A 24,914-nucleotide genomic window follows, 5' to 3' on the forward strand; every position below is an offset into this window, starting at 1 on the left:
CCTGCGGAGAGGGCGGGCTCAGCTGCGGAAGGTGTCGTTCAGGGTGACGACGCCCGAGGAGGGGACGGTCGCGGTGCGGTTGGCGCCGGACTCCCAGGTGACGTTTCCGGCCGCGTCCTTGCGGATGTACTTGTACTCGAAGGACGTGCCGGCGGGCAGGGAGGCCGTCAGCTTCCAGACCGGGTACGCGGCCGGGTCGAGCTTCAGGGCGGAGGCGGGGGCCCAGTTGCCGAGCTCGGGGCGGTTGCCGGTGACGTAGATGTTCTGGCCGACGACCGTGGTGGCGTTGACGTTGAAGGACGCGCCCGAGGTGGCGGGCGGGTTCGTCGTCGGCGGCGTGGTGGGGGTCGTACCGGAGCCGCAGGCGGGGGCGTTCACGTGCAGGGCCACGGCCGTGTTGGCGGCGAGGGTGGCGGTGAACTGGCCGGACGCGTTGACCGTCACGGGGGTGTTCGACTGCACGTCGCAGTAGGTGCCGGCCGGGAGGGAGGTCTGGAAGGCGCGGTTCAGGGCCGACGACTCGTGGTTGATCGCCACGTACGCCTTCGTGCCACGGCCGAACGCGATCGCGTTGCCGCCGTTGTCCCACCAGTTCGTGACGGCCTGGCCGCGCGCGGTGTTGCGGAAGGCCACCATCGAGGAGATCTCGCGCCAGGCGTGCTGGCACTTCCATCCGTCGGCGTAGCAGGCGTTCACCTGGCCGCCGTTGGGCGGACCCGCGTCCTTGTCGGTCCACTCGTAGCCGGAGTGCACGTCCGGGGAGCCGTACGGCCAGGCCAGCATGAAGACCGAGGCGAGCGTGTAGTTCGCGCCGTCCTTGTAGGACAGGGTGTCGCCGCCGCGCTCGGTGTCGTGGTTGTCGACGAAGACGCCGGACTGGCCGGAGGGCATGTAGCCCCAGGCCTCGCCGAAGTTCTTGAGGTAGGCGAGCTTCTCGTTCTGGACGATCCGCTTGAGGTCACGGGCGTAGCGGAACTCCTGGACGTCGCCGCTGCCGAGGTACTCGCTCGGGGAGACGGCCTCCCCGGCGCCGAAGATGGCCTCCTGCTTCCAGTAGGCGTTCGGGTTGGTCAGCCGGGACTTGATGTTGGCCAGGTCCGCGGCCGGCATGTGCTTCGCCGCGTCGATGCGGAGGCCGTCGACGCCGAGCGAGAGCAGGTCGTTGAGGTACCCGGCTATCTTCCCGCGGACGTAGTCCTCGCCCGTGTCGAGGTCCGGGAGCTGCACCAGTTCGCAGTTCTGGACGTTGGCGCGGTCCCCGTAGTTGGAGATGCTGGACCGGCAGTCGTCCATGTCCGAGCCGGAGTAGAGGCCCGGGTAGTCGTACTTGGAGAACGAGGTCCCGCCCGTTCCCGTGCCGGAGCCGTTCGCCATGTGGTTGATGACGGAGTCGGCCACGACCTTGACGCCGGCCGCGTGGCAGGTGTCGATCATGTTCTTGAAGGCGGTGCGGTCGCCGAGACGTCCGGCGATCTTGTAGCTGACGGGCTGGTACGAGGTCCACCACTGGCCGCCCTGGAGGTGCTCCTGGGGCGGCGAGACCTGGACGTATCCGTATCCGGCGGGGCCGAGGCGGTCGGTGCACTCCCGTGCCACGGAGGCGAACTTCCACTCGAACATCACCGCGGTGACGTCCTTCTCTCCGGGCGGGGTGGCCTGCGCCTGGGGGGTCACCGCGACGGCCACAGCGGCTCCCGCCACGAGGGCGAGTGCAGCGGCCACGGTCTTTCTTGCCATGCTTCCTCCTGTACGACGTCCCTGTCGCAAGAGCGGGTGCAAGAAGTTGCCGAAAAGTTCAGCAACTGTTTTCAGCCGTGACCGTATGGGCGTACGGGCGCGCGGTCAACCTCTCCGCACGCCCGAATGCAAGCCGTTACGAAAGGAGTTGCGGCGGCTGCGCGGTGGAACCGCGCACGACCAGCTCCGGCTGGAAGACGAACTCCGTGCGCTGCACGGGATTCCCCTCGATCTCCTCCAGGAGCGCGCCGACGGCCGCCGTCGCCATCGCCTGCACGGGCTGGCGGACGGTGGACAGCGGCGGGCTGGTGAAGGCGATGAGCGGGGAGTCGTCGAAGCCGACGACGGAGACGTCCCGGGGCACGTCGAGGCCACGGGCGCGGACCGCCCGGATCACGCCGAGCGCCATCAGGTCGGAGGCGCAGACGATGCCGGTGCAGCCCTCGCGGAGCAGGATGTCGGCGGCCGCGTGCCCGCCCTCGACGCCGAAGAGCGTCGGCCTGATGAACCGCTCGGCGGCGGCCCGTTCGACGCCGAGGGACTCGTACAGCTCGGCGGCGAAGCCCTCGGCCTTGCGGCGCGAGGGGACGTAGCGGGTCGGGCCGATGGCGAGGCCGATCCGCTCGTGGCCGAGCTCGACGAGGTGCCGTACGGCCATCCGGGCCGCGGCCCGGTCGTCGGGCGAGACGAAGTTGGCGTCGATGTTCTCGTTGTAGCCGTTGATGAGGACGTACGGCACGCCCCGGTCGCTGAGCCGGGCGTAGCGCGACGGGTCGGCGGTGGCGTCGGCGTGGAGGCCGGAGAGGAAGACGATGCCGGCCACCCCGCGCTCCACGAGCTGCTCGACGAGCTCGTCCTCGGTGGCGCCGCCGGGCATCTGGGTGCAGAGGACCGGTGTGTAGCCGTAGCCGGCGAGGACCTGTTCGACGACCTGCGCGAAGGCGGGGAAGATCGGGTTGGTCAGCTCGGGCACGACGAGCCCGACGAGCCCCGCGCTGCGGCGTTTGAGCCGTACGGGACGCTCGTAGCCGAGCACGTCGAGCGCGGCGAGCACCTTGTGGCGGGTCGCCCCGGCCACCCCCGCCTTGCCGTTGAGGACGCGGCTGACGGTGGCCTCGCTGACGCCGGACTGGGCCGCGATGTCCGCGAGCCGCGGGGCGCCGTTTCCGGCGACCCGCGGCAGGGGAACCGTCACACCGCCCACCAGACGGTGGTGTCGGCGGGCAGTTCCACCGTGTCCTCGTCGTCGACGGCGACGACGCGGACGTCCTCGTTGGAGAGGAGATACCGGCCGGGCAGCGGGACGGTGATGGCCCGGCCGGTGGTGTTGGCGGTGCAGACGAAGCCGTCGCGGCGGAAGGAGAGCACACCCTCGGGTGCCTCCAGCCACTCGACGGCCTCGCCCGCACCGAGTTCGGGGCGCTCGCGCCGCACGGCGAGGGCGCTGCGGTACAGCTCCAGGGTGGAGCCGGGGTCGCCGGTCTGCGCCTCGACGCTCAGGGCGCCCCAGGCCGCGGGCTGCGGCAGCCAGGAGCCGCCGTCGCCGAAGCCGTACGAGGAGCCCTCGACGGTCCACGGGATCGGGACCCGGCAGCCGTCGCGGAAGCCGTCCTGGCCGCTGGCCCGCCAGAACGACGGGTCCTGGCGGACCTCGTCGGGCAGGTCGGTGACGTCGGGCAGGCCGAGCTCCTCGCCCTGGTAGACGTACGCGGAGCCGGGCAGCGCGAGCATGAGCAGCGTCGCGGCGCGGGCGCGGCGCAGGCCGAGCTCGCGGTCGCCGGCCTCGCGCAGCTGGGTGCCGAGGCCCGCCGGGTTGGCGAAGCGGGTGGCGTGCCGGGTGACGTCGTGGTTGGAGAGGACCCAGGTGGTGGGGGCGCCGACCGGGCGCATCGCGCCGAGCGAGGCGTCGATGACGGCACGGAGCTCGGTGGCGTCCCAGTGGGTGCCCAGGTACTGGAAGTTGAAGGCCTGGTGCATCTCGTCGGGGCGCACGTAGTGGGCGGTGCGGTCGACGGTGGGGGTCCACGCCTCGGCGACGAGGATCCGGTCCCCGTCGTACTCGGCGAGGATCTGCCGCCAGGTGCGGTAGATCTCGTGGACGCCGTCCTGGTCGAAGAAGGGCATCACGTCGTTGCCGAGCAGCTTCAGCTGGTCGTGGGCGCCGATGTCGGGGAGTCCGGCGGCCTTGACGAGGCCGTGGGCGACGTCGACGCGGAAGCCGTCGACGCCCATGTCGAGCCAGAACCGCAGGATGGAGCGGAACTCGTCGCGGACGGCGGGGTGTTCCCAGTTGAAGTCGGGCTGCTCCGGGGCGAAGAGATGGAGGTACCACTCGCCGGGGGTGCCGTCGGCGTTCTCGGTACGGGTCCAGGCGGGGCCGCCGAAGATGGACTCCCAGTCGTTGGGCGGGAGTTCGCCGTTCTCGCCCTTGCCGGGGCGGAAGTGGTAGCGCTCGCGCAGCGGCGATCCGGGGCCCTCGCGCAGGGCGCGCTGGAACCACTCGTGCTGGTCGGAGGAGTGGTTGGGGACGAGGTCGACGATGATCCGCAGGCCCAGGTCGTGGGCCTCGCGGATGACGGCGTCGGCGTCGAGGAGCGAGCCGAACATCGGGTCGATGGCCCGGTAGTCGGCGACGTCGTACCCGGCGTCGGCCTGCGGCGAGGCGTAGAACGGGGAGAGCCAGACGGCGTCGACGCCCAGTTCCTTGAGGTAGGGCAGCCGGCTGCGGATGCCCTCCAGGTCGCCCATGCCGTCGCCGTTGCCGTCGGCGAAGCTGCGCGGGTAGACCTGGTAGATCACCGCGTCTCTCCACCAGCCCGTGTGCGTGCCGGTGGTGGGGGCGTCGGCCGGGGTGGCGAGATGCTGGGTCATGTCTTCCCTGAGAGGTAAGGAGGGGCGTTCTGGCGGGGTACTCGGGGCCGGGGGGCGGGACACCCCGGACCGTCAGCCCTTGACGGCGCCGGCGGACATGCCGGTCACCAGGTGCCGCTGGACGAAGAGGAACACCAGCGCGGCCGGTATGGCGATCAGGACGGAGGCCGCGGACATCGGCCCCCACTGGGCGCCGTACTGGTTGACGAACTTCTGGAGTCCGCCGGCGAGGGTGAGGTTCTCGTCGCCGACCATGAAGGCGGAGGCGTAGGCGACCTCGCCCCAGGCGGTGATGAAGGAGTAGAAGGCGGTCACCGCGATGCCCGGCTTGGCGAGCGGCAGGATGAGGCGCCAGAAGGTGCCGAAGGGGGTGAGCCCGTCGACGTATCCCGACTCGTCGATCTCGCGCGGGATGCTGTCGAAGAAGCCCTTCATCATCCAGGCGCAGAACGGGACGGCGATCGTCAGGTACGTGATGACCAGGCCGGCCGGCTGGTTGAGCAGGCCCATCGTCGACATGATGTTGTAGATCGGCACGATGAGGACGGCGACCGGGAACATCTGGGTGACGAGCAGGGTCCACATCAGCCCGCGCTTGCCGGGGAAGCGGAAGCGGCTGACGGCGTAGCCCGTCGTGGAGGCGATGAAGACGCCGAGGACGGTGGTGAGGCCCGCGACGAGCAGCGAGTTGCCGAACCAGGTGAGGAACGGGGTGTCGTCGAGGAGCTTCGTGTAGTTGTCGAGCGTCGTCTCCTTGAAGAAGTCCGTACTGCTCGCGTACACCGGCGGCTTGAGCGAGGTCAGGAACACCCAGAGCACCGGGAAGACGGCGACCACCGAGGTCACGATCAGGGTGAGGTGCAGTCCGACCGAGGCGAGCGGCGAGCGCCTCCCGCGGATCGGGGCGTTGGTCCGCGGGGCGGGGGCCGCGGTGGGGGTCGTGGTGGTCACCAGACTTCTCCCTGCTTGCGGAGGACTCGCCGGTAGACCGCGGCGAAGATCATCAGGAGGACCAGGATCAGGACGCCCCAGGTCGAGGACTGGGCGAAGTCGCGCGGGCTGATCTCGAAGGAGAACTTGTACGCCTGGGTGACGAGGATCTGGGTGGCCTCGCCGGGTCCGCCCCGGGTGAGCAGGAAGATCACCGGGAACATGTTGAACGTCCAGATGGTGCTGAGCAGGATCACGGTGGTGGACACCGACCGGAGGCCGGGCATCGTGATGTGCCGGAAGCGCTGCCAGGCGTTCGCGCCGTCCATCTCGGCGGCCTCGTAGAGCTCGCCGGGGATGGACTGGAGACCGCCGAGGAGGGCGATCATCATGAACGGGATGCCGAGCCAGACGTTGACGGTGATGACCGAGAACTTGGCCCAGGTGGGGTCGTTGAGCCACGGCAGCGCGTCGATGCCGACGCCGCCGAGGATCTGGTTGAGCAGGCCGCGGCGCTCGTCGTAGAGGAAGCGCCAGGCGAAGACGGAGACGAAGCCCGGCACCGCCCAGGGCAGGATCAGCAGCATCCGGTAGACGGAGCGGCCGGCGATCCTGCGGTTGAGGATGTTGGCGAGGGCCAGGCCGAGGCCGAAGGTGACGGAGACACAGGCCACCGTCCACAGCAGGGTCCAGCCGAGGGTGCCGAGGAACTGGCCGCCGGTGAGGGCGTCGACGTAGTTGTCCAGGCCGACGAACTCGTAGGTGGCCGGGATCTGGTTGGCGCCGATGGATCGTGCGACGTTGCGTTCGTTCGCGTCGGTGAGCGACAGGTAGATGCCGCGGATCAGCGGGTATCCGATGATCACACCGATCACGACCACCACCGGGGCGACCATCGCCCAGGCGTACCAGTGCGTGGAGAGGGAGCGCTTGACCGCGCCCTCGGAGGTACCAGTTCCGCGGCTCCGGCCGCGGGCGACGCTGTCGCCCGCGGCCTTCGCCACCGACTGGCTGCTGGTGTCCACAGCCATCAGCCGGCCTGCCTTCCTTCTTACTTCCAGTCCTTCAGGAGCTTGCGGTAGGAGTCACCGATGGCCTTGGCACCCTTCTCCGGGGTGGTCTGGCCGGTGAGGACCTTGGCGTACTCGGTCTTGATGGGCTCGAAGAGGCTGCCGCCCTCGGGGATCCAGGGGCGCTCGACCGCCTTGTCGACGACCGGCTTGAAGAACTGGATCATCTCGTTGGTCGCGACGTCCGACTTCGTGTAGACGGACTCGCGGGTCGGGAGCAGGCTGAGCTCCTTGGCGATCTGCGTCTGCGTCTCGACCGAGGTCATGTACTCGGTGAAGGCGTAGGAGGCGTCCATGTTCTTGGAGCCGGCGTAGATCGCGAGGTTGTGGCCGCCCTGCGGGGCGCCCTGGCCGGCCGAGCCGGCCGGGACGGGGGCGATGCCCAGGTTCGCCTTGTCGGCGAACTCCTTGCCCGCGTAGGTGTCGGTGACGGCCCACGGGCCGTTGACCATCATCGCGACCTTGCCGTCCTTGAAGGACGCCTGCATGTTCTCCCAGCCGTTGGACGCGTCGGTGATCGCGGCCTTCGAGTCGACCAGGTCCTTGACGGTCGCGAGCGCCTTGACGCCCTGGGCGTTGTCGATCGTGACGGTCTTGGTGGAGGCGTCGACCATGTCGCCGCCCTCGCCGTACAGGAAGGAGAGGAACCAGTACGGGTCGTCGCCACGGAGGTACAGGCCGGTCTTGCCGGTCTTCTCCTTGATCTTGGCGGAGACCGTCTTGAGCTCGGCGATGGACTTCGGGACCTCGACGCCGGCGTCCTTGAGGATCTTCTTGTTGTAGAAGATGCCCATGGAGTCGATGACCTGCGGCACGGCGTAGGTCTTGCCGTCGAACTTGGTGGAGGCGGCGGCCTGCGGGAGGAAGTCCTCCTGCCCCTTCAGCGCGGCGGTGCCGTCCAGCGGCTGGAGGTAGCCGAGGCTGGCGAAGTCGGGCGTCCAGGCGACCTCGGAGCGGATGACGTCGGGCGCGCCGGAGCCGGACTGGGCGGCGTTCTTGAACTTGTTCTGCGCCTCACCGAAGGGCACGTTCACGTACTTGACGGTGACCTTCGGGTGCTTCTTGGTGAAGCTCTCGGCGATCTTCTTGAAGACCTTGTCCTCGGAGCCGACCGTGGACGTGTCCCACCAGGTCACGGTGCCGGAGAGCTCGCCGGAGGCCTTCTCGCCGCCGCCGTTGGAACCGCTGTCACTACCGCACGCCGCCAGGGTCACGCCCAGGGCCGCGACCAGCGCGGTGGCCGCTATGCCACGCCGCATGTGAACTCCTTCAGTGATCCCGGGATGACGAGTGGGCTGGAACCTTCCTCATGCGACCGCTCCCTCGCGGCGCTCCGGGTTGCCAGGAACGTAACAGGGTTGAAAACTCACCGAAAGAGCTTGCGTGAAATTTCTGCAAGACACGGCGATCGTTACATCCGCGTGTCTTGAAGGTTGCCGAATGGCCGGTTGACAGGGGTTCGGGCGGCCACTTCCGGCCTCGTACGCCCCACGAGCCCGCCGCAAACCTTGCAAGCCCTTGCGAAAGGTGCCCGAAACTGGGTTCTTGCAGCGCTCTTGCGGTGTTCGGTGGGCAATACGCGCGGTGACCGGTACAGTCCACTCCCATGACCGCGCGGCTCGCCGACATCGCAGCCCAGGCGGGGGTCAGTGAAGCCACAGTCAGCCGCGTGCTCAACGGCAAGCCCGGTGTGGCCACCGCCACCCGCGAATCCGTGCTTGCCGCACTCGACGTGCTCGGCTACGAGCGTCCCGTCCGCCTGCGGCAGCGCAGCGCCGGACTCGTCGGCCTCATCACCCCCGAACTGGACAACCCGATCTTCCCCGCGCTCGCGCAGGTCATCGGGCAGGCCCTCACCCGGCAGGGGTACACCCCGGTGCTCGCCACCCAGACCCCCGGCGGGTCCACGGAGGACGAGCTCACCGACATGCTGGTGGACCGCGGGGTGGCCGGCATCATCTTCGTCTCCGGCCTGCACGCCGACACCACCGCCGACATGACCCGCTACGACCAGCTGCGCGGCAAGGGCGTCCCGTTCGTCCTGCTCAACGGCTTCTCCCCCAAGGTCCAGGCGCCCTTCGTGTCGCCCGACGACCGGGCGGCGATGCGGCTCGCGGTGACGCACCTGGCCGCGCTCGGCCACACCCGGATCGGCCTCGCCGTCGGACCCAAGCGGTTCGTGCCGGTGCTGCGGAAGATCGAGGGCTTCCAGAAGGGCATGGAGGAGCGCTTCGGCCTCTCCGCCGAGGAGTCCGAGGCCCTCATCCAGCACTCCCTGTACACCCTGGAGGGCGGCCAGGCCGCCGCGTCGGCGCTCATCTCCCGCGGCTGCACCGCGATCGTGTGCGCGAGCGACATGATGGCGCTCGGCGCGATCCGGGCCGCCCGCCAGCAGGGCCTCGACGTCCCCCGGGACGTCTCCGTCGTCGGCTTCGACGACTCCCCGCTCATAGCCTTCACGGACCCGCCGCTGACCACCATCCGCCAGCCCGTGCAGGCGATGGGCCAGGCGGCCGTCCGCGCCCTCCTGGAAGAGGTCGGGGGCACCCCGGCCCCGCACTCCGAGTTCGTCTTCATGCCGGAGCTGGTCGTCCGGGGCTCCACGGCCTCGGCGCCGGCCCCGGCCCCCGTGCCGGCCGTCGCCCCTGGTCGGGACGGTTCCGGCACTCCTTCCTGAGGAGGAGCGGGTGCGCCCCGGACCCGACCGAGGGATGATCGGTCGGGGGGAGGCATCTGGCAAACTCTCTGCCTATGGGTGAAACGACCGTGAAGAGTTTGGACGACCGGACGACCCCGTCGTCACCCATCGAGGCCGACGGCAGGTTCGCGCGGCTGCGCGCGCGCACGCCGCGCCGCCCCACCATCTGGTTCGAGATCCTGCTCATCGCGGTGAGCTACTGGACCTACTCCCTCATCCGCAACGCGGTGCCGGAGCAGAAGGCCCAGGCGCTCAAGAACGCCGACTGGATCTGGCAGACCGAGCAGTCCCTCGGCCTCGCCTTCGAGCACGCCGTCAACCACGCCGTGAACTCGGTGACCTGGCTCATCGTCTCGATGAACTACTACTACGCGACCCTGCACTTCGTCGTGACCATCGGTGTGCTCGTCTGGCTCTACCGCTGGCACCCGGGCCGTTACGCCGCGTTCCGCACGGTCCTGTTCGCCACCACCGGTGTGGCCCTCGTCGGTTACTACCTGTATCCGCTCGCGCCGCCGCGGCTCATGACCAGCATGGACTTCGTCGACACGGTCCTCGTGCACCACACCTGGGGCTCGATGGCCTCCGGCAACCTCAAGCACGTGTCGAACCAGTACGCGGCGATGCCGTCGATGCACATCGGCTGGTCGCTGTGGTGCGGCGTCACCATCTTCCTGCTGGCCAAGGCGCCCTGGGCGAAGATCCTCGGCCTGCTCTACCCGGCGTTCACGCTCGTCGTCATCGTCGCCACCGCCAACCACTTCTGGATGGACGCCCTCGGCGGCATCCTCTGCCTGGCCTTCGGCTTCCTCGTCTCGTACTTCTGGTACGGCTCCCGGCCGCACCGCCTGCCGAAGCTGGTGGAGCCGTCGGGGACGGTGGTGGCCCGGTCCCGGCCCCGCAAGAAGGACGAGGCGGCCGACACCGACAGCTCCGTTCACGCTCCGTAGAACAGCTCCTCGACCACCGCGCGGGCCCGGCGGGTGATCCGCCGGTAGTCGTCGACCATCTCGCCGACGTGCCCCGCCTCGTACCCCAGGTAGCGGCCCACCGCGGCCAGCTCGCGCGGGTCCGAGGGGAAGGTGTCCCCGGGACGGCCGCGCACCAGCATCACCGCGTTGCGGACCCGGGTCGCGAGCACCCAGGCCTCGTCCAGGATCTGCGCCTCGTCCGTCGGGATGAGCCCGGCGGCGTGCGCGGCGGCGAGGGCCTCGCGGGTACGGGTGGTCCGCAGGCCCGGTTCGACCCAGCCGTGCCGCATCTGCAGCAGCTGGACCGTCCACTCGACGTCGCTCAGGCCGCCGCGCCCCAGCTTGGCGTGGAGCGTCGGGTCGGCGCCGCGCGGCAGCCGCTCGGACTCCATGCGGGCCTTGAGGCGGCGGATCTCGCGGACCGCGTCCTCGCCGAGCCCCTCCATCGGGTAGCGCAGCGGGTCGACGAGCTCGATGAACCGCTCCCCCAGGTCCCGGTCGCCGGCCATCGGCTCGGCGCGCAGCAGGGCCTGGCTCTCCCAGACGAGCGACCAGCGGCGGTAGTACGCCTCGTACGACTTGAGGGTGCGGACGAGGGGGCCGCTCTTGCCCTCGGGCCTGAGGTCGGCGTCGATGAGGAGCGGCGGGTCGGCGGTCGGCAGCTGGAGGAGCCGTCGCATCTCGGCGACGACCCGGTTCGCGGCCCGGGCGGCCTCCTGCTCGTCGACGCCCTCGCGGGGCTCGTGGACGAAGAGGACGTCGGCGTCGGAGCCGTAACCCAGCTCGTGGCCGCCGAAGCGGCCCATGCCGATGACGGCGAAGCGGGTCGGGAGGGTGTCGCCCCACTCGGCGCGGACGGCGGCCCGCAGGGCTCCGGCGATGGTGGCGGCGTTGAGGTCGGTGACGGCCTCGCCGACCCGGTCGACGAGGGCGCCGGGGTCGGGTTCGCGGGGGTTGTCCTCGGTGCCGTACGAGCCGATGAGGTCGGCGGCGGTGGTACGGAACAGCTCCCGGCGGCGTACCCCGCGGGCGGCGGCGACGGCCTGCTCGGCACCGTCCGCGCGGCCCACCGCGGCGAGCACCTCCTGTTCGAGGTGGTCCCGGCCGCGCGGGGTGAGCCCCTCGGGGTCGCCGAGGATCGCGACGGCCTCGGGCGCCCGGAGCAGCAGGTCGGGGGCGAGGCGGCCGGCCGAGAGGACCCGGGCGAGGTTCTCGGCGGCGGCGCCCTCGTCGCGGAGCAGCCGCAGGTACCAGGGGGTCTTGCCGAGGGCGTCGGAGACCTTGCGGAAGCCGAGGAGGCCGGCGTCCGGGTCGGCGGAGTCGGCGAACCAGCCGAGGAGCACGGGCAGCAGCGTCCGCTGGATGGCGGCCTTGCGGCTGACGCCGGAGGCGAGGGCCTCCAGGTGGCGCAGGGCGGCGGCCGGGTCGGCGTACCCGAGGGCTTCGAGGCGCTGTCCGGCCGCCTTGGGGCTGAGCCGGATCTCACCGGGGGCGAGCTGGGCGACGGCGTCCAGGAGCGGCCGGTAGAAGAGCTTCTCGTGGAGGCGCCGGACGACGGAGGCGTGCCGCTTCCACTCCTTGTTCAGCTCGGCGACGGGGTCGGTGCGCAGGCCGAGGGAGCGGCCGAGGCGGCGCAGGTCGGCCTCGTCCTCGGGGACGAGGTGGGTGCGGCGCAGCCGGTACAGCTGGATGCGGTGCTCCATGGCGCGCAGGAAGCGGTAGGCCTCGTCGAGCTGGGCGGCGTCGGCGCGGCCCACGTAGCCGCCGGCGGCGAGGGCGGCGAGCGCGTCCAGGGTCGTCCCGCTGTGGAGGGTGGCGTCGCTGCGGCCGTGGACGAGCTGGAGGAGCTGGACGGCGAACTCGACGTCCCGGAGGCCGCCGGGTCCGAGCTTGAGCTCGCGCTCGACCTGGGCGGCGGGGATGTTGTCGACGACCCTGCGGCGCATCTTCTGGACGTCGGCGACGAAGTTCTCGCGCTCGGCGGCCTGCCAGACCAGCGGGGAGACGGCGTCGATGTACTGGCTGCCGAGGTCGGGGTCGCCGGCGACGGCACGGGCCTTCAGGAGGGCCTGGAACTCCCAGGTCTTCGCCCAGCGCTGGTAGTAGGCGAGGTGGGAGGAGAGCGTGCGGACGAGGGGGCCGTTGCGGCCCTCGGGGCGGAGGTTGGCGTCGACGGGCCAGATGGTGCCCTCGACGGTGGTCTCCGAGCAGATCCGCATGAGGTGCGAGGCGAGGCGGGTCGCGGCCTGGATCGCCTTGCCCTCGTCGGCCCCCTCCACCGGCTCGCCGACGAAGATGACGTCCACGTCGGAGACGTAGTTCAGCTCGTGGCCGCCGCACTTGCCCATCGCGATGACGGCGAGCCGGCACTGCGCGGCGTCGGCGGGCGCGGCGGTACGGGCGATGGCGAGGGCCGCGCGGAGGGTCGCCGTGGCCAGGTCGGCGAGCTCGGCGGCGGTCTCGGCGACGTCGATGGTGCCGCAGACGTCCCGTGCCGCTATGGCGAGGAGGCAGCGGCGGTAGGCGACGCGGAGCGCGACCTCGTCGGTGGCCTCGGCGAGACCGTGCTCGAACTCGGCGACGCCCGGGTGGAGGTCGGCCGCCTCGTACGTGACGAGGGTCTCCCAGTCGCGGTGGTGACGGGCCAGGTGGTCGGCGAGCGCCTCCGAGGAGCCGAGCACGCCGAGGAGCCGGTCACGGAACGGCTTGGCGGAGAGCAGCGTGGTGGTGAGGGTCTGCCGCTCGGTCTCCGGCTGGGCCTCGACGAGGCGGACGAGGCCGCGGAGGGCGAGGTCCGGGTCGGCGGTGGCCCCGAGGGCCTCCAGGAGGACGGCGTCGCCGCGGAGGGCTGCCAGCTCGGGGACGTCGAGCAGCTTCTCGGCCTCCGAGGGGTCCGTGAACCCGTGTCGGAGGAGGCGGGTGAACGTACTGCTCCTGCGTCCCGGCGCACGTCCCGGCTCGCGTCCCGGCACGGTCATTTCCGCGGCTCCCTCCGAGCGTGTCCGTCCGGGGGACGGCCCCGGAAGGGCCCCGGGGGCGACCCGGGGGATCGAGCCTATCCGGCGCGGGGGCCGGGGGTGTTCAGGCCTTCGGATCGTAAGGGATCACACGTGACGTCCCCCACAATCATCGCTTTTCGGACGGAATGAACCGTCATCCTGGGAACTTCGTCTTGCTGTCCGCAGCCCCCTCCCCACGTCGTCTCCCGTGAAAGCGCGCCCTCACCCATGCCCGTCAGCCGCCCCGCCGCCGCCCCCTCGTCCCGCCGCCGGGTCGTGACGCCCCTCGTGACGGCCGTCCTGGTGGCGGGCACGTTCGCGGGGCTGCTCTCGGTGACGGCGAGCCCGGCGCCGGCTTCGGCGCCGGACTCGGCTCCTTCCTCGGCTCCTTCCTCGGTTCCTTCCCCGGCTCAGGCGCCCACGGCCGCCGCGCCCAAGGCGGCCGCGCCCAAGGCGGCGGCGGCCGAGGCGGCCGGGTCGAAGGCCCCCGAGGTCCCGCCGCGCCCCGCCCACCAGCGGGCCTCCGTCCTGCAGATCGTGGCGCACCCGGACGACGACCTGTTCTTCATGAACCCCGACATCTCCCAGTCCCTGCGCTCCGGGAACCCCCTCACCTCCGTCTACCTCACCTCGGGCGAGGCGGACGGCATGAACGCGGCCAAGCGCGGCGTGGTCGCGCCCGACAAGGCGGGGTACGCGGAGGCCCGGCAGAACGGCATACGCGCCGCGTACGCGGAGATGGCCACCGGAAGCCGTACCAGCCCCTGGGACCGGACGACGATCCCCACGGTCGGCGGGGCGAGCGCCGAGCTGGACACCCTGCGCGCGGAGCCGCACGTCACGCTGGTGTGGGTGCAGATGAAGGAGGCGGGGTCGACCAACGGCGACAGCCCGCACAGCCTCAACGGCCTCTGGCACGGCCGCGTCCCGGCGCTCGCCTCGCAGCGCGCCGCCGGAACGCCGGTCGCGGCGGACTTCACGTACACCAAGGACCAGGTCGTCGACGTGATCACCGGGATCCTGGAGCGGTTCCGGCCGACCTTCGTGCGGATGCAGGACCCGTCCCCCGGCACGTACCCGGGGAGCGGGAAGCTCCGGGACCACCAGGACCACCTGTACGGGGCGCGGTTCGCGCAGGCCGCGCTCGACCGGTACGCGCGCGTGCCGGGGCACCCGCACGTCGGCGTGCAGAACTACCTCGGCTACCCGACGACGACGCTGCCGCACACCCTCGACCCGGAGACGTCGGGCGAGAAGCTGAAGACCCTGAAGACGTACTCCTGGCTCGACCGGGTCAACGACTGCGGGACCGCGGCCGGCTGCGGCGACCTGAAGGTCGCGGTGCGGCCCACCGGCAACGGCTGGACGTCGACCGTCCGGTACGCCCGCGGCACCTCCACGACCTGGGTCCAGCGGGACCGGACCGGCGGGCTCCACGCCTTCGCCGTCCTCGACGGGCACCTCGCCACCTGGCGGAAGCCCGCCGGCGGGGACACGTGGCACGGCCCCGAGCTCCAGCCCGGCGGCGGCCTCGACAGCGGGGTCACCTCCGTGCTGCGCCCGGACGGCCGGATCGCGGTCTTCGGCACGCGGACGCGGCTGGACGGCGGCCCGGCGGAGTACCGGCGCGAGGTCGTGACCGCCGAGCGGACGACGGCGGGCCCGGAGGGTCCCTTCGGCCCGTGGCGCTCGCTCGGCACGCCCGAGCGGGGCGACGCGGCGGGCACCTCCGACATCAGCGCGCCCACCGTGACGGTGGGCCGGGACGGGCGGGCGACGCTCGTCCTGCGCGACAGCGCGCACCGGCTCACCGCCCGCGAGCAGGGCACGGACGGCACGTGGGGGCCGTGGCGGGTGCTCGGCGGGGCCGACGTGTACGGCGACCCGGTGGCGGCGACGGACTCCTCCGGCCGCGGCTACGTCTTCGCCAGCACCCCGAAGACCGTCCTGGTGTGGGCGGCGCGGCGCCCCGGCGGACCGCTCGTCGGCCCGACGCCGACGGGTCTCCCGCCGACGACGCTCGCGCTGAGCGCGACCCCGGCGACGGACGCGGACGGAGGCGTACGGCTCTGGTTCCGCAAGCCGTCCTCCGGCGACCTGCGGAGCGCCGACTTCTCGGGGACGGGACCGGTCTCGCCGTACCGGGAGCTGACCGGTGGCGTGGCGGGCTTCGGCCCGGTCAGCGGCGCGACGGGCGGCGAGGGCATGCTCGCGGTCCGCTCCCGCACGGGCTTCCTGGCGACGGCCCCGCTGGGCCGCGGCGGGACGCGCCCCCAGTGGAGCCTGGAGGGCTTCCTCTTCTCGGGCGCGCCGGACGCGGGCCGGGAGGGCGTGGCGGCGATCGGCCTGGACGGCAGGCTGCACTGGACGCCGGCGATCCGCTGATCCGGGGTGCGGACCGGGGGGTCCGTGGGCGACGGTGGTACTTCAGTCCGTCCACCCTCCGGAGGAGCAGGAACATGAACTGGACCCTGGAAGTCGTCCCCGTCCCCGTGACCGACATGGACAAGTCGAAGGAGTTCTACGGGGAGAAGTGCGGCTTCACGATCGACCTGGACGACGAGGTGGCGCCGGGGGTGCGGATCATCCAGGCGACGCCGCCGGGCTCGCGCTGTTCGATCGCGCTGCTGAGCGGCATGCCGCCGATGCCGGGCGCGAAGGACATGGAGCCGGGCACCCTGCACGGCCTCCAGCTCTGCGTCACCGACATCGAGGCGGCGCGCGCGGAGCTGGTGGGCCGCGGCGTCGACGTCTCCGCCGTGATGCACATCGGCGCGTCGGGCTGGGAGGACGGCAAGGGCGACACGTGGAACTCGTTCATGACGTTCGAGGACCCGGACGGCAACGGCTGGGTGGTCCAGGAGGCCCCGTCGGAGCTCTCAGAGCGCTGAGTCCGCGAACCGGACCTCGAAGTACCGCAGCGTCTCGTCCTCCCCCACGCACGGCATACCGGCCGCCTCCATCACCCGGTGCGAGTCCGGATTGGTGAGGTCGGCGTCTCCCCTGACCCCGGAGGCGCCGGCCCGCCGGGCGATGCCGATCAGGGCGCGCAGGGACTCGGAGGCGTACCCCTTCCCCCGTACCGCCGGCACGAGCCCGTACCCGACGGTCGCGACCCCGTCCGCGTCCGGCGGCCCGTGGAACCCGATCCCGCCGACGACGACCCCGTCGAGCCGTATCTCGTACGGCCGGTAGACCCCGGGTTCACCCCGCTCGGCGACTCCCCGCAGGAACCCGGTACAAGCCCGCACGTCTCCGTCCTGCGGATACGCCTCACCCCACCGGTCCCCCTCCCCCGGCTCCCTGGCGACGATCCGCTGCGCGGCGTCGACGGTGACGGGGTGGAGGAGGAGTCGCCCGGTGGCGACGGATTCGATCTTCATAGGGGTGCAGTGTGGGGCTTTCCCCTCCCCCGGACAACGCTTTTCCGGTGCCCGGGGCAGAGTGGGGGTCATGCCGACCTACGCGACGATGTCGTACCACCTGGAGACCGAGCGTCTGATCCTGCGGCCGTGGGCCGAGTCCGACGCCGAGGAGTTCTGCGAGCTGCTGGCCGAGCGGGGCAAGGGGAAGCCGCCCGTCGAGCGGATCCGGAAGGCCATCGGGGAGATGCTCGCCGCGACGGCGGAGAACGGGATCGCCCTCCTGCCGATCCGGCGCCGGGAGGAGGGCGACTTCATCGGGTACTGCGGCCTGATCGTCGGCCGCGCCACCCTCGAAGAGCCGGAGATCGCCTACGAGTTGTTCCAGCACGCCCACAACCGCGGGTACGCCACGGAGGCGTCCCGCGCGATCGTCGGGGCCGCGGCGGCGACCGGGCGGGAGCGGCTCTGGTCGACCGTGGGGACGTGGAACGAGCCGTCGCTGCGGGTCCTGGAGAAGCTCGGCTTCACCCGGGACCGGGTGACGGTGGAGGGCGAGGCGGGCGAAGTGGCCTGGCTGACGCGGGAGTTGCCGTAGGGGCGGGTCCCTGTTCGCTCACCGTTCCAGAACGACGGACGGGAGCGCCTCGTCCAGGACGCGGGACCTGGGGAGGTCGAGGCCGAAGTGGGTTCCGAGGACGTGGAGGGCCGTGCGGTGGACCTCGCGGGCGGGGATCCGCTCGGAGGGAAGTCCTGCCGCAGTCAGCGATTCCTGGATCGCCGAAGCCACTTCGGGGACGCCTTCCGGCCACCCGTACCCCCACGAGCCGTCCAGGTGGAGGTTGAAGCCGCACTGGAGGCGGTCGTCGTGGAAGTAGTGGAAGAACGGCGGGACCGGCTTGCCGTTCGTCTCCTCGAATTCGAGGTGGAAGACGTGGGCGCCGTCGCGGGAGACCGGTGAGAGGGGCTCGAACTCGCCCTGCCAGGGCCCGTACATGACGGCGTAGACCCAGTCGCCGTCCTCGCCGACACGGAGGGCGGGGTCGCCGTCGTACTCGAGGTCGAGTTCCTCGATCAGCTCCGCGGAGGTGAGATCGCCGAGGGGGCTGGGGGTCCCGGGGTCGTGGAGCGCCTCGGACAGTCGGGTGATCAGCTGGTCCGGGGTCAGGCCCCGGGCCAGGACGACGCCGTAGCCGCCGTACGCGATGGACTGCGGGGCCGCCAGCCAGGTTATTCCGTCGGTCATGGCGGCCATTGTGGCCCGGCCCCGCCGCGAGGGCGGCGCCGGGCTCGCTTGCCGTCGCCCTTACAGCACCGGCAGGTTCTTCCGCAGCTCGAAGGCGGTGACCTCCGAGCGGTACTCCTCCCACTCCTGCTTCTTGTTGCGGAGGAAGAAGTCGAAGACGTGCTCGCCGAGGGTCTCCGCGACCAGTTCGCTCTTCTCCATCAGGGCGATCGCCTCGCCCAGGTTCTGCGGGAGCGGTTCGATGCCCATCGCGCGGCGTTCCGAGTCGGAGAGGGCCCAGACGTCGTCGTCGGCGCCGGCGGGGAGTTCGTAGCCCTCCTCGATGCCCTTGAGGCCGGCGGCGAGGAGGACCGCGTAGGTCAGGTAGGGGTTGGCGCCGGAGTCGATGGAGCGGACCTCGACGCGGGAGGAGCCCGTCTTGCCGGGCTTGTACATGGGGACGCGGATGAGGGCGGAGCGGTTGTTGTGGCCCCAGCAGATGTACGAGGGGGCCTCGCCGCCCGAGCCGGCCGTGCGGGAGGAGCCGCCCCAGATGCGCTTGTACGAGTTGACCCACTGGTTGGTCACGGCGGAGATCTCGCCCGCGTGCCTGAGGAGGCCCGCGATGAAGGAGCGGCCCACCTTGGAGAGCTGGTACTCGGCGCCCGACTCGTAGAAGGCGTTCCGGTCGCCCTCGAAGAGGGACAGGTGGGTGTGCATGCCCGAGCCGGGGTACTCGGAGAACGGCTTCGGCATGAAGGTGGCCTGGACGCCCTGTTCGAGAGCCACCTGCTTCATGACCAGGCGGAAGGTCATGATGTTGTCGGCCGTCGAGAGCGCGTCGGCGTAGCGGAGGTCGATCTCCTGCTGGCCGGGGGCGCCCTCGTGGTGGGAGAACTCGACCGAGATGCCCATCGACTCAAGCATGGTGATCGCCTGGCGGCGGAAGTCCATGCCCACGTTCTGCGGCGTGTGGTCGAAGTAGCCCGAGTTGTCGGCGGGCGTGGGGCGCGTGCCGTCGAGGGGCTTGTCCTTCAGGAGGAAGAACTCGATCTCGGGGTGGGTGTAGAAGGTGAAGCCCAGGTCCGAGGTCTTCGCGAGGGCCCGCTTGAGGACGTAGCGCGGGTCCGCGAAGGACGGCGAACCGTCGGGCATGAGGATGTCGCAGAACATCCGGGCCGTGCCGGGGGCCTCCGCGCGCCAGGGCAGGATCTGGAAGGTGCCCGGGTCCGGCTTGGCGATCATGTCCGATTCGTATACGCGGGCGAAGCCCTCGATCGCGGAGCCGTCGAAGCCGATGCCCTCGTCGAAGGCCTGCTCAAGCTCGGCCGGTGCCACGGCCACCGACTTCAGGAAGCCCAGCACGTCGGTGAACCAGAGGCGCACGAAGCGGATGTCGCGCTCCTCGAGCGTACGGAGCACGAATTCCTGCTGCTTGTCCATTTCCACACCCATCCTCGCTGGTCAGGCCGCCTGCTCCCACCGCCTCCGGTGCATCGGGGGGCACCTGAGCATCCCACCACATGGTTTCGCGCACGTTGCGTACCCATACTGCCTGCTCGGCTGTGACACAGGTAACGGGGGAGCAGGGGGGAATGTCGGGTTCCGTCCCTGAGCGTCCCCCCTGTGCCCGAACGGGTTCGTACCCCGTTCGGCCCACAGGGGCCCCTCGCCCACTACGATCTCCGCCCATGGGGGCCCCGCGGCTCGTACGCCTGTTCCGACACGCGCGTCCCATGGCACTGGCGAGTGCCGTGGCGACGCTCCTCGCCGCGCTCTTCGTCTGTCTGGGGGGCGTGGAACCCGGGGACGGGGACCACCACGGGGAGGCCGCGGACTCCGCGCCCGCGACGTACGACGTCCGGGCCGTCGCCGTCACCGAGACCGGCGAGTACGTCTGCCCGTACGACCGCGGCGGCTGCTCGCTCCTCCCCTCCCTCTCCCCCGCGGTGCTCGGCGCGCCCCCGCTCGACTCCCCGCTCCACGCGGCCGGCGGTCACCCGCGCCTCGACACGGCCGCCGACGCCGGTCCCGCGCACCGCTCCGGCGCCCGGCCCCGGGCGCCGGACCTGCACGTCCTTCAAGTTCTCCGGACGTAGCGGAAACGGTTCATCCACCGATCGACCGACCCGCACGTCCTGTGCCGGACTCTCCCTCCCATCCCCCAGAAGGACGACACCACCATGGCCGCCAACCGCTCCACGACCGCCGACCGCCGTGCCCGAATAGAGGAGATGCGCCGCGCCGAGCAGGCCCGCGAGCGCCGCTCCCGCCTCATCACCCTCGGCATCTCCGGCGTCGTCGTCCTCGGCCTCGTCGGCTTCGGCACCTTCGTGCTGATGAAGAAGTCGGACGAGCAGGACGCCAAGGAAGCAGCCGCCAAGGCCCCCATCGCCGGCGAGAAGACCTGGGACGCCAAGAAGCTCGGCCGGAACCACGTCGAGACCGCCGTCAAGTACGACATGAAGCCGCCGGTCGGCGGTGACCACAACCCGGTCTGGATGAACTGCGACGGCGTCGTCTACGACAAGCCCGTCGCGGACGTGAACGCGGTCCACTCCCTGGAGCACGGCGCCGTCTGGGTCACGTACAACAAGCAGGCCGACCAGGGCGACGTGAAGAAGCTGGCCGAGAAGGTCGGCAAGACCAAGTACTCGCTGATGAGCCCGGTCGACGACCAGTCCGGCAAGATCATGCTCTCCGCCTGGGGCAAGCAGGTCACCGTCGACGGCGCCTCCGACCCGCGCGTCGACGCCTTCTTCACGAAGTACGTCCAGGGCCCGCAGACCCCCGAGCCGGGTGCCGCCTGCACCGGTGGCCTGGACGGCTCCGGTCAGGGCGGTACGGGGATGGGCCAGTGACCCCGGTGAGCACCGGTGGGACGGAGGAGCCGGAGGCACCGCGCCGGCCCGACCGGACCCGCTGGGCCGCCGCCACCGCCGTCGCGCTCGCGCTGCTCTTCGCCGGGGGCGCCGTCACCGTCGCCTCCGCGGAGCGCGACGAGGCTCCCCGTACCCCGACGTCGGGGTCCGCCGACGCCGGGTTCGCCCGGGACATGGCGGTCCACCACCAGCAGGCCGTGGAGATGTCCTTCATCGTCCGGGACCGGACGAAGGACGAGGCCGTCCGCCGGCTCGCGTACGACATCGCCAACACGCAGGCCAACCAGCGGGGCATGATGCTCGGCTGGCTCGACCTGTGGGGGCTGCCCAAGTTCGAGTCCGGCATCGAGCCCATGGCCTGGATGGGGATGCCGAGCGAGTCCTCGGACGGGGCGGTCATGCCCGGCATGGCCACCAACGCCCAGCTCGACGCGCTCCGCAGGGCGAGCGGCCGGGACGCCGAGGTCCTGTACCTCCAGCTGATGACCGTCCACCACAAGGGCGGGGTGCACATGGCCGAGGGCTGTGTGAGCCGGTGCGTCCCCGGCGTCGAGCGCGATCTCGCGCAGGGCATGGTCGACGCCCAGAAGTCCGAGATCCTGCTGATGGCGGACATGCTGAAGCAGCGCGGAGCCGCCTGACCGGCCCTTCCGTGACGACGACGGCCCCCGTGACCCGCTGCGGTCGCGGGGGCCGTCGCGCGCGCCGACAATGAGTGGGCTCGGGGACACGCTCGTACGACGACGTCCGACGAAAGGTTCGAAGCCCATGACCACGGCGAAGGACATCATGCATCCCGGGGCCGAGTGGATCCCGGCCCACGAGACGCTCGACCGCGCCGCGCAGATGATGCGCAACCTCAACGTCGGCGCCCTGCCGATCGCCGACGAGAACGAACGGCTCTGCGGCATCATCACCGACCGGGACATCGTCGTCCGCTGTGTGGCCATGGGCCACGACCCGGCGAAGATCACCTGTGGCTCCATGGCGGAGGGCACGCCCCGCTGGGTCGAGGCGGGCGCCGACGTCGGCGCGGTCCTGCAGGAGATGCAGAGCCACCAGATCCGTCGCCTCCCCGTCATCGAGGGCAAGCGGCTCGTCGGCATGATCAGCGAGGCCGACCTGGCCCATCACCTCTCGGACGACCAGCTCAAGGCGTTCTGCGAGAGCGTCTACGCGCCTTCCTGACCGGTGCGGAGGACCGCCCCGGCCACGGCGTCGGGGCGGTCCCGCATGACCAGATGGCCCGACGGTTCGGCCGCCTCGTAGCGGGCGCCGAGCCGCCGGGCCAGCGCGCGTTGGCGCCGCTCCCAGCGGGCGGAGCCGTCGGGGGCGGCGAGGACGGTGACGGGGAGGCCGGCCGGGAGGGGGTGGCTCTCCCGCAGGGCCAGGAGCTCGGCGGCCACCGCGCCGTAGTGGGCGTTCTCCAGGAGGGCGCCGCGGAGGACGCGGGAGGTGCCGTAGACCCGGCGGACGAGGTCGCGGGGCGTCCGGTCGTTCCGTACGGCCGCCCGGCGCGCGGTCGGGCCGAGCGCCGCCGGCAGCCCGGCGGCCGACAGCACCCGGCCCGCGGCCCTCGCGACGGCGTCCGTACGGGCCGGGCGGGGGCGTTCCTCCACCGAGGAGTCGACGAGGACGAGCGCGGCCGTACGGGTGGGGTGGAGGCGCGCGAAGGCCTCGGCGTGGAAGCCGGCGACGGAGTGGCCGACGACGGTGGCCGGGCCCGGGTGCCCGAGGGCGTCGAGGAGGGCCGCCACGCGGTCCGCCTCGCCGCGGGCCGTCGGCGGGGCGGACGCGGGGGCGGAGAGGCCGTGGCCGGGGCGGTCGAAGCGGACGACCGTGCGGTACGGGGCGAGCAGCGGCACCACCGGGTCCCAGTCGAACCAGCTCAGGCCGAGTCCGGCGGACAGGACGCAGAGGGGCCCGGTGCCGTCGACGGCCACGTGGTGGGCGGTGCCCCCGAGGCGTACGAAGAAGGTCACCGCCGCTCCTCCCGTGCCGTCGCGTGGGCGAGGACGGCCAGCCAGACGGCGACCAGGAGGACCTGGAGGCGCTGGCCCGCGCCGAGGGACCAGGTGCCCCTGCCGGCCTCGAAGGCGGCGACGGCGCCGAGGGTCCAGGCGGTGGCGGCGAGCTCCAGGGCGACGAGGGCGGGGCCGGTGCGGGCGAGCGGGGGGAGGTGGCCGTAGCGGCGGGCGGCGACGGTGAGGGCGACCATGCCGACGAGGGCGCCGGTCATGGCGAGGCTGGAGCTGACGGCGTGGGCCGTGTGGGTGGCGGGCACGAGTCCGGCGGTCTCGCGGGCCGCGCACTCGGGGTCGGCGGTGGGGGTGCAGCTGAGCGGGAGCCGGGAGTCGGCGACGGTGGCGGCGCCGAAGAGGGCGAGGGCGAGCCAGCCGGCGAGCTCCCAGCGTCTCTCCCGGGCGAGCCCCGTCCCCCGTCTCGCGGCGAGCGCGGTCACGGCGCCCGCGAGGACGAGGAGTCCGGCCACCAGGTCGGTGGCGCGGAAGAGGCCGCCGAGGGGCTGGTCGGCGGCGGCGAGCTCGGAGACGTACGTCCGGACCGGGTCGAGGCCGGTCCGGACGAGGACTTCGAGGACCCAGGCGGTGTACGCGAGCGCGCCGAGTCCGAGGAGGACCGCCGCCGCTCGCGTCGCCTTTCCGTGCATATGGGTTCGAACGTCAGGGGGTGCCGGTGGGTTCCCTGTGGTCCGGGTGGACCCAGCTCGGTTTGCGGTACTTGAGCAGCGCGGCCGGGATGAGGATGCCGAGGACGAGCAGGCCGCCGCCGACGATGAGCAGGTAGCGCCAGAGCGGCTGGTCGCCGAACTGGTCGGGCGGGACGAAGCCGATGACGAGTGCGGCGATGGAGGCGACGAAGCCGACGCCCGCGACCCATTCGACGGCGGGGACGCGGAAGCCGCGTTCGACGTCCGGCTGGGACCTGCGGAGTTTGACGACCGCGACGAACATCAGCAGGTACGCGATCAGGTAGATCTGCACGGTGATGACGGAGAACATCCAGTAGGAGCTGGAGACGTCGTCGCTGAAGGCGTAGAGGACGGCGATCAGGGTGGTGACGACGCCCTGCGCGATCATGATGTTCTGCGGGGCGCCGTCCTTGTTGAACTTCTGGAGCGAGGGCGGCAGGTAGCCCTCCTGCCGGGAGAGCAGGACGAGGCCCTTGGCGGGCCCGGACAGCCAGGTGAGCATGCCGCCGAGGGCGGCGCAGACCAGCATGATGCCGACGACCTTGGTCATCCAGCCGATCGAGAAGTGGTCGAAGAAGGCCTCGAAGGCCTGCATCAGACCGGCGGTGAGGCTGAGCTGTTCGGCCGGCATCACCCAGGCGATGGCCAGGGCCGGGAGGATGAAGATCAGCAGGACGAGACCGGTCGCCAGGAACATCGACTTCGGGTACTCGCTCTTGGGCCGGCGCAGCGAGGAGACGTGGACGCCGTTCATCTCCATGCCCGCGTAGGACAGGAAGTTGTTGACGATGAGCACGAGGCTCGCGAGGCCGGTCCACGGCGGGAGCCAGTGGTCGGCGGTCATCGGCTGCGCGGAGGGGTTGCCCTGGCCGAGGAAGACGAGGCCGAGGACGACGAGGAGCACGCCGGGGACGAGGGTGCCGATGACGAGGCCGAAGGAGGAGAGGCCGGCGATCGTCCTCGTCCCGCGCGAGGAGATGAGGACGCCGCTCCAGTAGATGACGATGATGACGATCGCGACGTACAGGCCGTTCTCCGCGAGGGAGGGGTCGATGACGTACGCGAAGGTCGAGGCGACGTAGGCGAGCAGGCTCGGGTAGTACGCGATCGTCATGGCGAACTGGCACCACACCGCGACGAAGCCGAGGGGCTTGCCGAGGGCCTCGCTGACCCAGCGGTAGATGCCGCCGTTCCAGCCGGAGGCGAGCTCGGCGCCGACGAGGGCGGTGGGGAGCAGGAAGACGATCGCCGGGAGCAGGTAGAGGAAGACCGCCGCGAGGCCGTAGATGGCCATGGACGGCGAGGGTCTCAGGCTCGCCACCGAGGCGGTGGTCATGAAGGCGAGGGTGAGCCAGGAGATGAACTGCTTCCTGGTGCCGTCGTCCTGGACGGTCTGCGCGTCGGCCCCGTCGGGCCGGGCCGACTCCGCCGGATCGTCAGTGGTCGTCATGGGCCCATG

22 protein-coding genes are annotated in these 24,914 nt (G+C 71.5%); 9 read left to right on the forward strand and 13 right to left on the reverse strand.

What is annotated here, in order from left to right; genetic code table 11:
* Positions 1-18: 18 nt before the first annotated feature.
* The 6 genes from AB0G79_RS08695 to AB0G79_RS08720 all read right to left on the reverse strand — a co-directional run bounded on the left by AB0G79_RS08695 (position 19) and on the right by AB0G79_RS08720 (position 7,867).
* Positions 19-1,737, reverse strand: coding sequence for a carbohydrate-binding module family 20 domain-containing protein (locus tag AB0G79_RS08695; RefSeq protein ID WP_360802336.1), 1,719 nt, complete (start codon positions 1,735-1,737; stop codon positions 19-21).
* A 136-nt stretch (positions 1,738-1,873) separates the two neighbouring features.
* A complete protein-coding gene (locus AB0G79_RS08700) occupies positions 1,874-2,941 on the reverse strand; it encodes a LacI family DNA-binding transcriptional regulator (protein ID WP_360802339.1) in 1,068 nt (355 codons plus the stop codon).
* Positions 2,929-4,608, reverse strand: coding sequence for a glycoside hydrolase family 13 protein (locus AB0G79_RS08705; RefSeq protein ID WP_360802341.1), 1,680 nt, complete (start codon positions 4,606-4,608; stop codon positions 2,929-2,931). Before AB0G79_RS08705 ends, AB0G79_RS08700 begins: the two co-directional genes overlap by 13 nt.
* Positions 4,609-4,680: 72 nt before the next feature.
* Positions 4,681-5,562 carry a carbohydrate ABC transporter permease gene (locus tag AB0G79_RS08710; protein ID WP_360803063.1) on the reverse strand — a complete coding sequence of 294 codons (882 nt, stop codon included), beginning with the start codon at positions 5,560-5,562 and terminating at the stop codon, positions 4,681-4,683.
* Positions 5,556-6,569: a sugar ABC transporter permease gene (locus AB0G79_RS08715; protein ID WP_360802344.1), complete on the reverse strand. Its 1,014-nt coding sequence runs from the start codon at positions 6,567-6,569 to the stop codon at positions 5,556-5,558. The genes AB0G79_RS08710 and AB0G79_RS08715 overlap by 7 nt, the downstream gene beginning before the upstream one ends.
* A gap of 20 nt (positions 6,570-6,589) precedes the next feature.
* Positions 6,590-7,867: an extracellular solute-binding protein gene (locus AB0G79_RS08720; RefSeq protein ID WP_360802347.1), complete on the reverse strand. Its 1,278-nt coding sequence runs from the start codon at positions 7,865-7,867 to the stop codon at positions 6,590-6,592.
* A gap of 347 nt (positions 7,868-8,214) precedes the next feature.
* Between AB0G79_RS08720 and AB0G79_RS08725 the strand changes: the two genes are divergently transcribed.
* Positions 8,215-9,285 (forward strand): LacI family DNA-binding transcriptional regulator, encoded by a 1,071-nt coding sequence (locus AB0G79_RS08725; RefSeq protein ID WP_360802350.1) that lies wholly within the window; start codon positions 8,215-8,217, stop codon positions 9,283-9,285.
* Positions 9,286-9,359: 74 nt separating this feature from the next.
* A complete protein-coding gene (locus AB0G79_RS08730) occupies positions 9,360-10,256 on the forward strand; it encodes a phosphatase PAP2 family protein (protein WP_360802353.1) in 897 nt (298 codons plus the stop codon).
* Here the strand turns inward: AB0G79_RS08730 and AB0G79_RS08735 are convergent.
* Positions 10,244-13,255 (reverse strand): bifunctional [glutamine synthetase] adenylyltransferase/[glutamine synthetase]-adenylyl-L-tyrosine phosphorylase, encoded by a 3,012-nt coding sequence (locus tag AB0G79_RS08735; RefSeq protein ID WP_360802356.1) that lies wholly within the window; start codon positions 13,253-13,255, stop codon positions 10,244-10,246. The genes AB0G79_RS08730 and AB0G79_RS08735 overlap by 13 nt on opposite strands.
* 249 nt (positions 13,256-13,504) lie before the next feature.
* Here AB0G79_RS08735 and AB0G79_RS08740 point away from each other — a divergent pair, with 249 nt between their 5' ends.
* Together AB0G79_RS08740 and AB0G79_RS08745 are read left to right on the forward strand one after the other, a co-directional pair.
* Positions 13,505-15,661, forward strand: coding sequence for a PIG-L family deacetylase (locus AB0G79_RS08740; protein WP_360802359.1), 2,157 nt, complete (start codon positions 13,505-13,507; stop codon positions 15,659-15,661).
* A 74-nt stretch (positions 15,662-15,735) separates the two neighbouring features.
* Positions 15,736-16,167 (forward strand): VOC family protein, encoded by a 432-nt coding sequence (locus tag AB0G79_RS08745; protein WP_360802361.1) that lies wholly within the window; start codon positions 15,736-15,738, stop codon positions 16,165-16,167.
* Here AB0G79_RS08745 and AB0G79_RS08750 read toward each other — a convergent pair.
* Positions 16,156-16,659 carry a GNAT family N-acetyltransferase gene (locus AB0G79_RS08750; protein WP_360802364.1) on the reverse strand — a complete coding sequence of 168 codons (504 nt, stop codon included), beginning with the start codon at positions 16,657-16,659 and terminating at the stop codon, positions 16,156-16,158. The two genes, AB0G79_RS08745 and AB0G79_RS08750, sit on opposite strands and share 12 nt — an antisense overlap.
* Before the next feature lie 70 nt (positions 16,660-16,729).
* Here AB0G79_RS08750 and AB0G79_RS08755 point away from each other — a divergent pair, with 70 nt between their 5' ends.
* On the forward strand, positions 16,730-17,236 hold the full coding sequence (locus AB0G79_RS08755; RefSeq protein ID WP_360802367.1) for a GNAT family N-acetyltransferase: 507 nt from the start codon (positions 16,730-16,732) through the stop codon (positions 17,234-17,236).
* Positions 17,237-17,254: 18 nt separating this feature from the next.
* On the opposite strand, the gene AB0G79_RS08760 is transcribed toward AB0G79_RS08755, so the two are convergent.
* Positions 17,255-17,884, reverse strand: coding sequence for a hypothetical protein (locus AB0G79_RS08760; RefSeq protein ID WP_360802370.1), 630 nt, complete (start codon positions 17,882-17,884; stop codon positions 17,255-17,257).
* 60 nt (positions 17,885-17,944) lie between these two features.
* The gene (locus tag AB0G79_RS08765) at positions 17,945-19,306 is read right to left on the reverse strand and encodes a glutamine synthetase family protein (RefSeq protein WP_360802373.1); all 1,362 of its coding nucleotides are present in this window, start codon (positions 19,304-19,306) and stop codon (positions 17,945-17,947) included.
* A 293-nt stretch (positions 19,307-19,599) separates the two neighbouring features.
* On the opposite strand from AB0G79_RS08765, the gene AB0G79_RS08770 reads away from it, so the two are divergent.
* The 4 genes from AB0G79_RS08770 (at position 19,600) to AB0G79_RS08785 (ending at position 21,933) form a co-directional block, all read left to right on the forward strand.
* Entirely contained in the window at positions 19,600-19,962 is a 363-nt protein-coding gene (locus AB0G79_RS08770) for a hypothetical protein (protein ID WP_360802376.1), read from the forward strand.
* An 84-nt stretch (positions 19,963-20,046) separates the two neighbouring features.
* Positions 20,047-20,724 carry a DUF3105 domain-containing protein gene (locus AB0G79_RS08775; RefSeq protein ID WP_360802379.1) on the forward strand — a complete coding sequence of 226 codons (678 nt, stop codon included), beginning with the start codon at positions 20,047-20,049 and terminating at the stop codon, positions 20,722-20,724.
* Positions 20,725-20,816: 92 nt separating this feature from the next.
* Positions 20,817-21,386, forward strand: a complete 570-nt coding sequence (locus AB0G79_RS08780; protein WP_360803066.1) for a DUF305 domain-containing protein — start codon at positions 20,817-20,819, stop codon at positions 21,384-21,386.
* 127 nt (positions 21,387-21,513) lie between these two features.
* Positions 21,514-21,933, forward strand: coding sequence for a CBS domain-containing protein (locus AB0G79_RS08785; RefSeq protein ID WP_360802382.1), 420 nt, complete (start codon positions 21,514-21,516; stop codon positions 21,931-21,933).
* Here AB0G79_RS08785 and AB0G79_RS08790 read toward each other — a convergent pair.
* From AB0G79_RS08790 to AB0G79_RS08800, 3 genes are read right to left on the reverse strand one after another with little or no spacing between them, the layout of a single operon-like run.
* Positions 21,918-22,727: an alpha/beta fold hydrolase gene (locus AB0G79_RS08790; protein ID WP_360802385.1), complete on the reverse strand. Its 810-nt coding sequence runs from the start codon at positions 22,725-22,727 to the stop codon at positions 21,918-21,920. The genes AB0G79_RS08785 and AB0G79_RS08790 overlap by 16 nt on opposite strands.
* Positions 22,724-23,413: a DUF998 domain-containing protein gene (locus tag AB0G79_RS08795; protein ID WP_360802388.1), complete on the reverse strand. Its 690-nt coding sequence runs from the start codon at positions 23,411-23,413 to the stop codon at positions 22,724-22,726. The genes AB0G79_RS08790 and AB0G79_RS08795 overlap by 4 nt, the downstream gene beginning before the upstream one ends.
* 13 nt (positions 23,414-23,426) lie before the next feature.
* Positions 23,427-24,905, reverse strand: coding sequence for an APC family permease (locus AB0G79_RS08800; protein WP_360802391.1), 1,479 nt, complete (start codon positions 24,903-24,905; stop codon positions 23,427-23,429).
* Between the last annotated feature and the right edge of the window lie 9 nt (positions 24,906-24,914).

This window comes from Streptomyces sp. NPDC020807, from assembly GCF_040641575.1.
GTDB lineage: Bacteria > Actinomycetota > Actinomycetes > Streptomycetales > Streptomycetaceae > Streptomyces.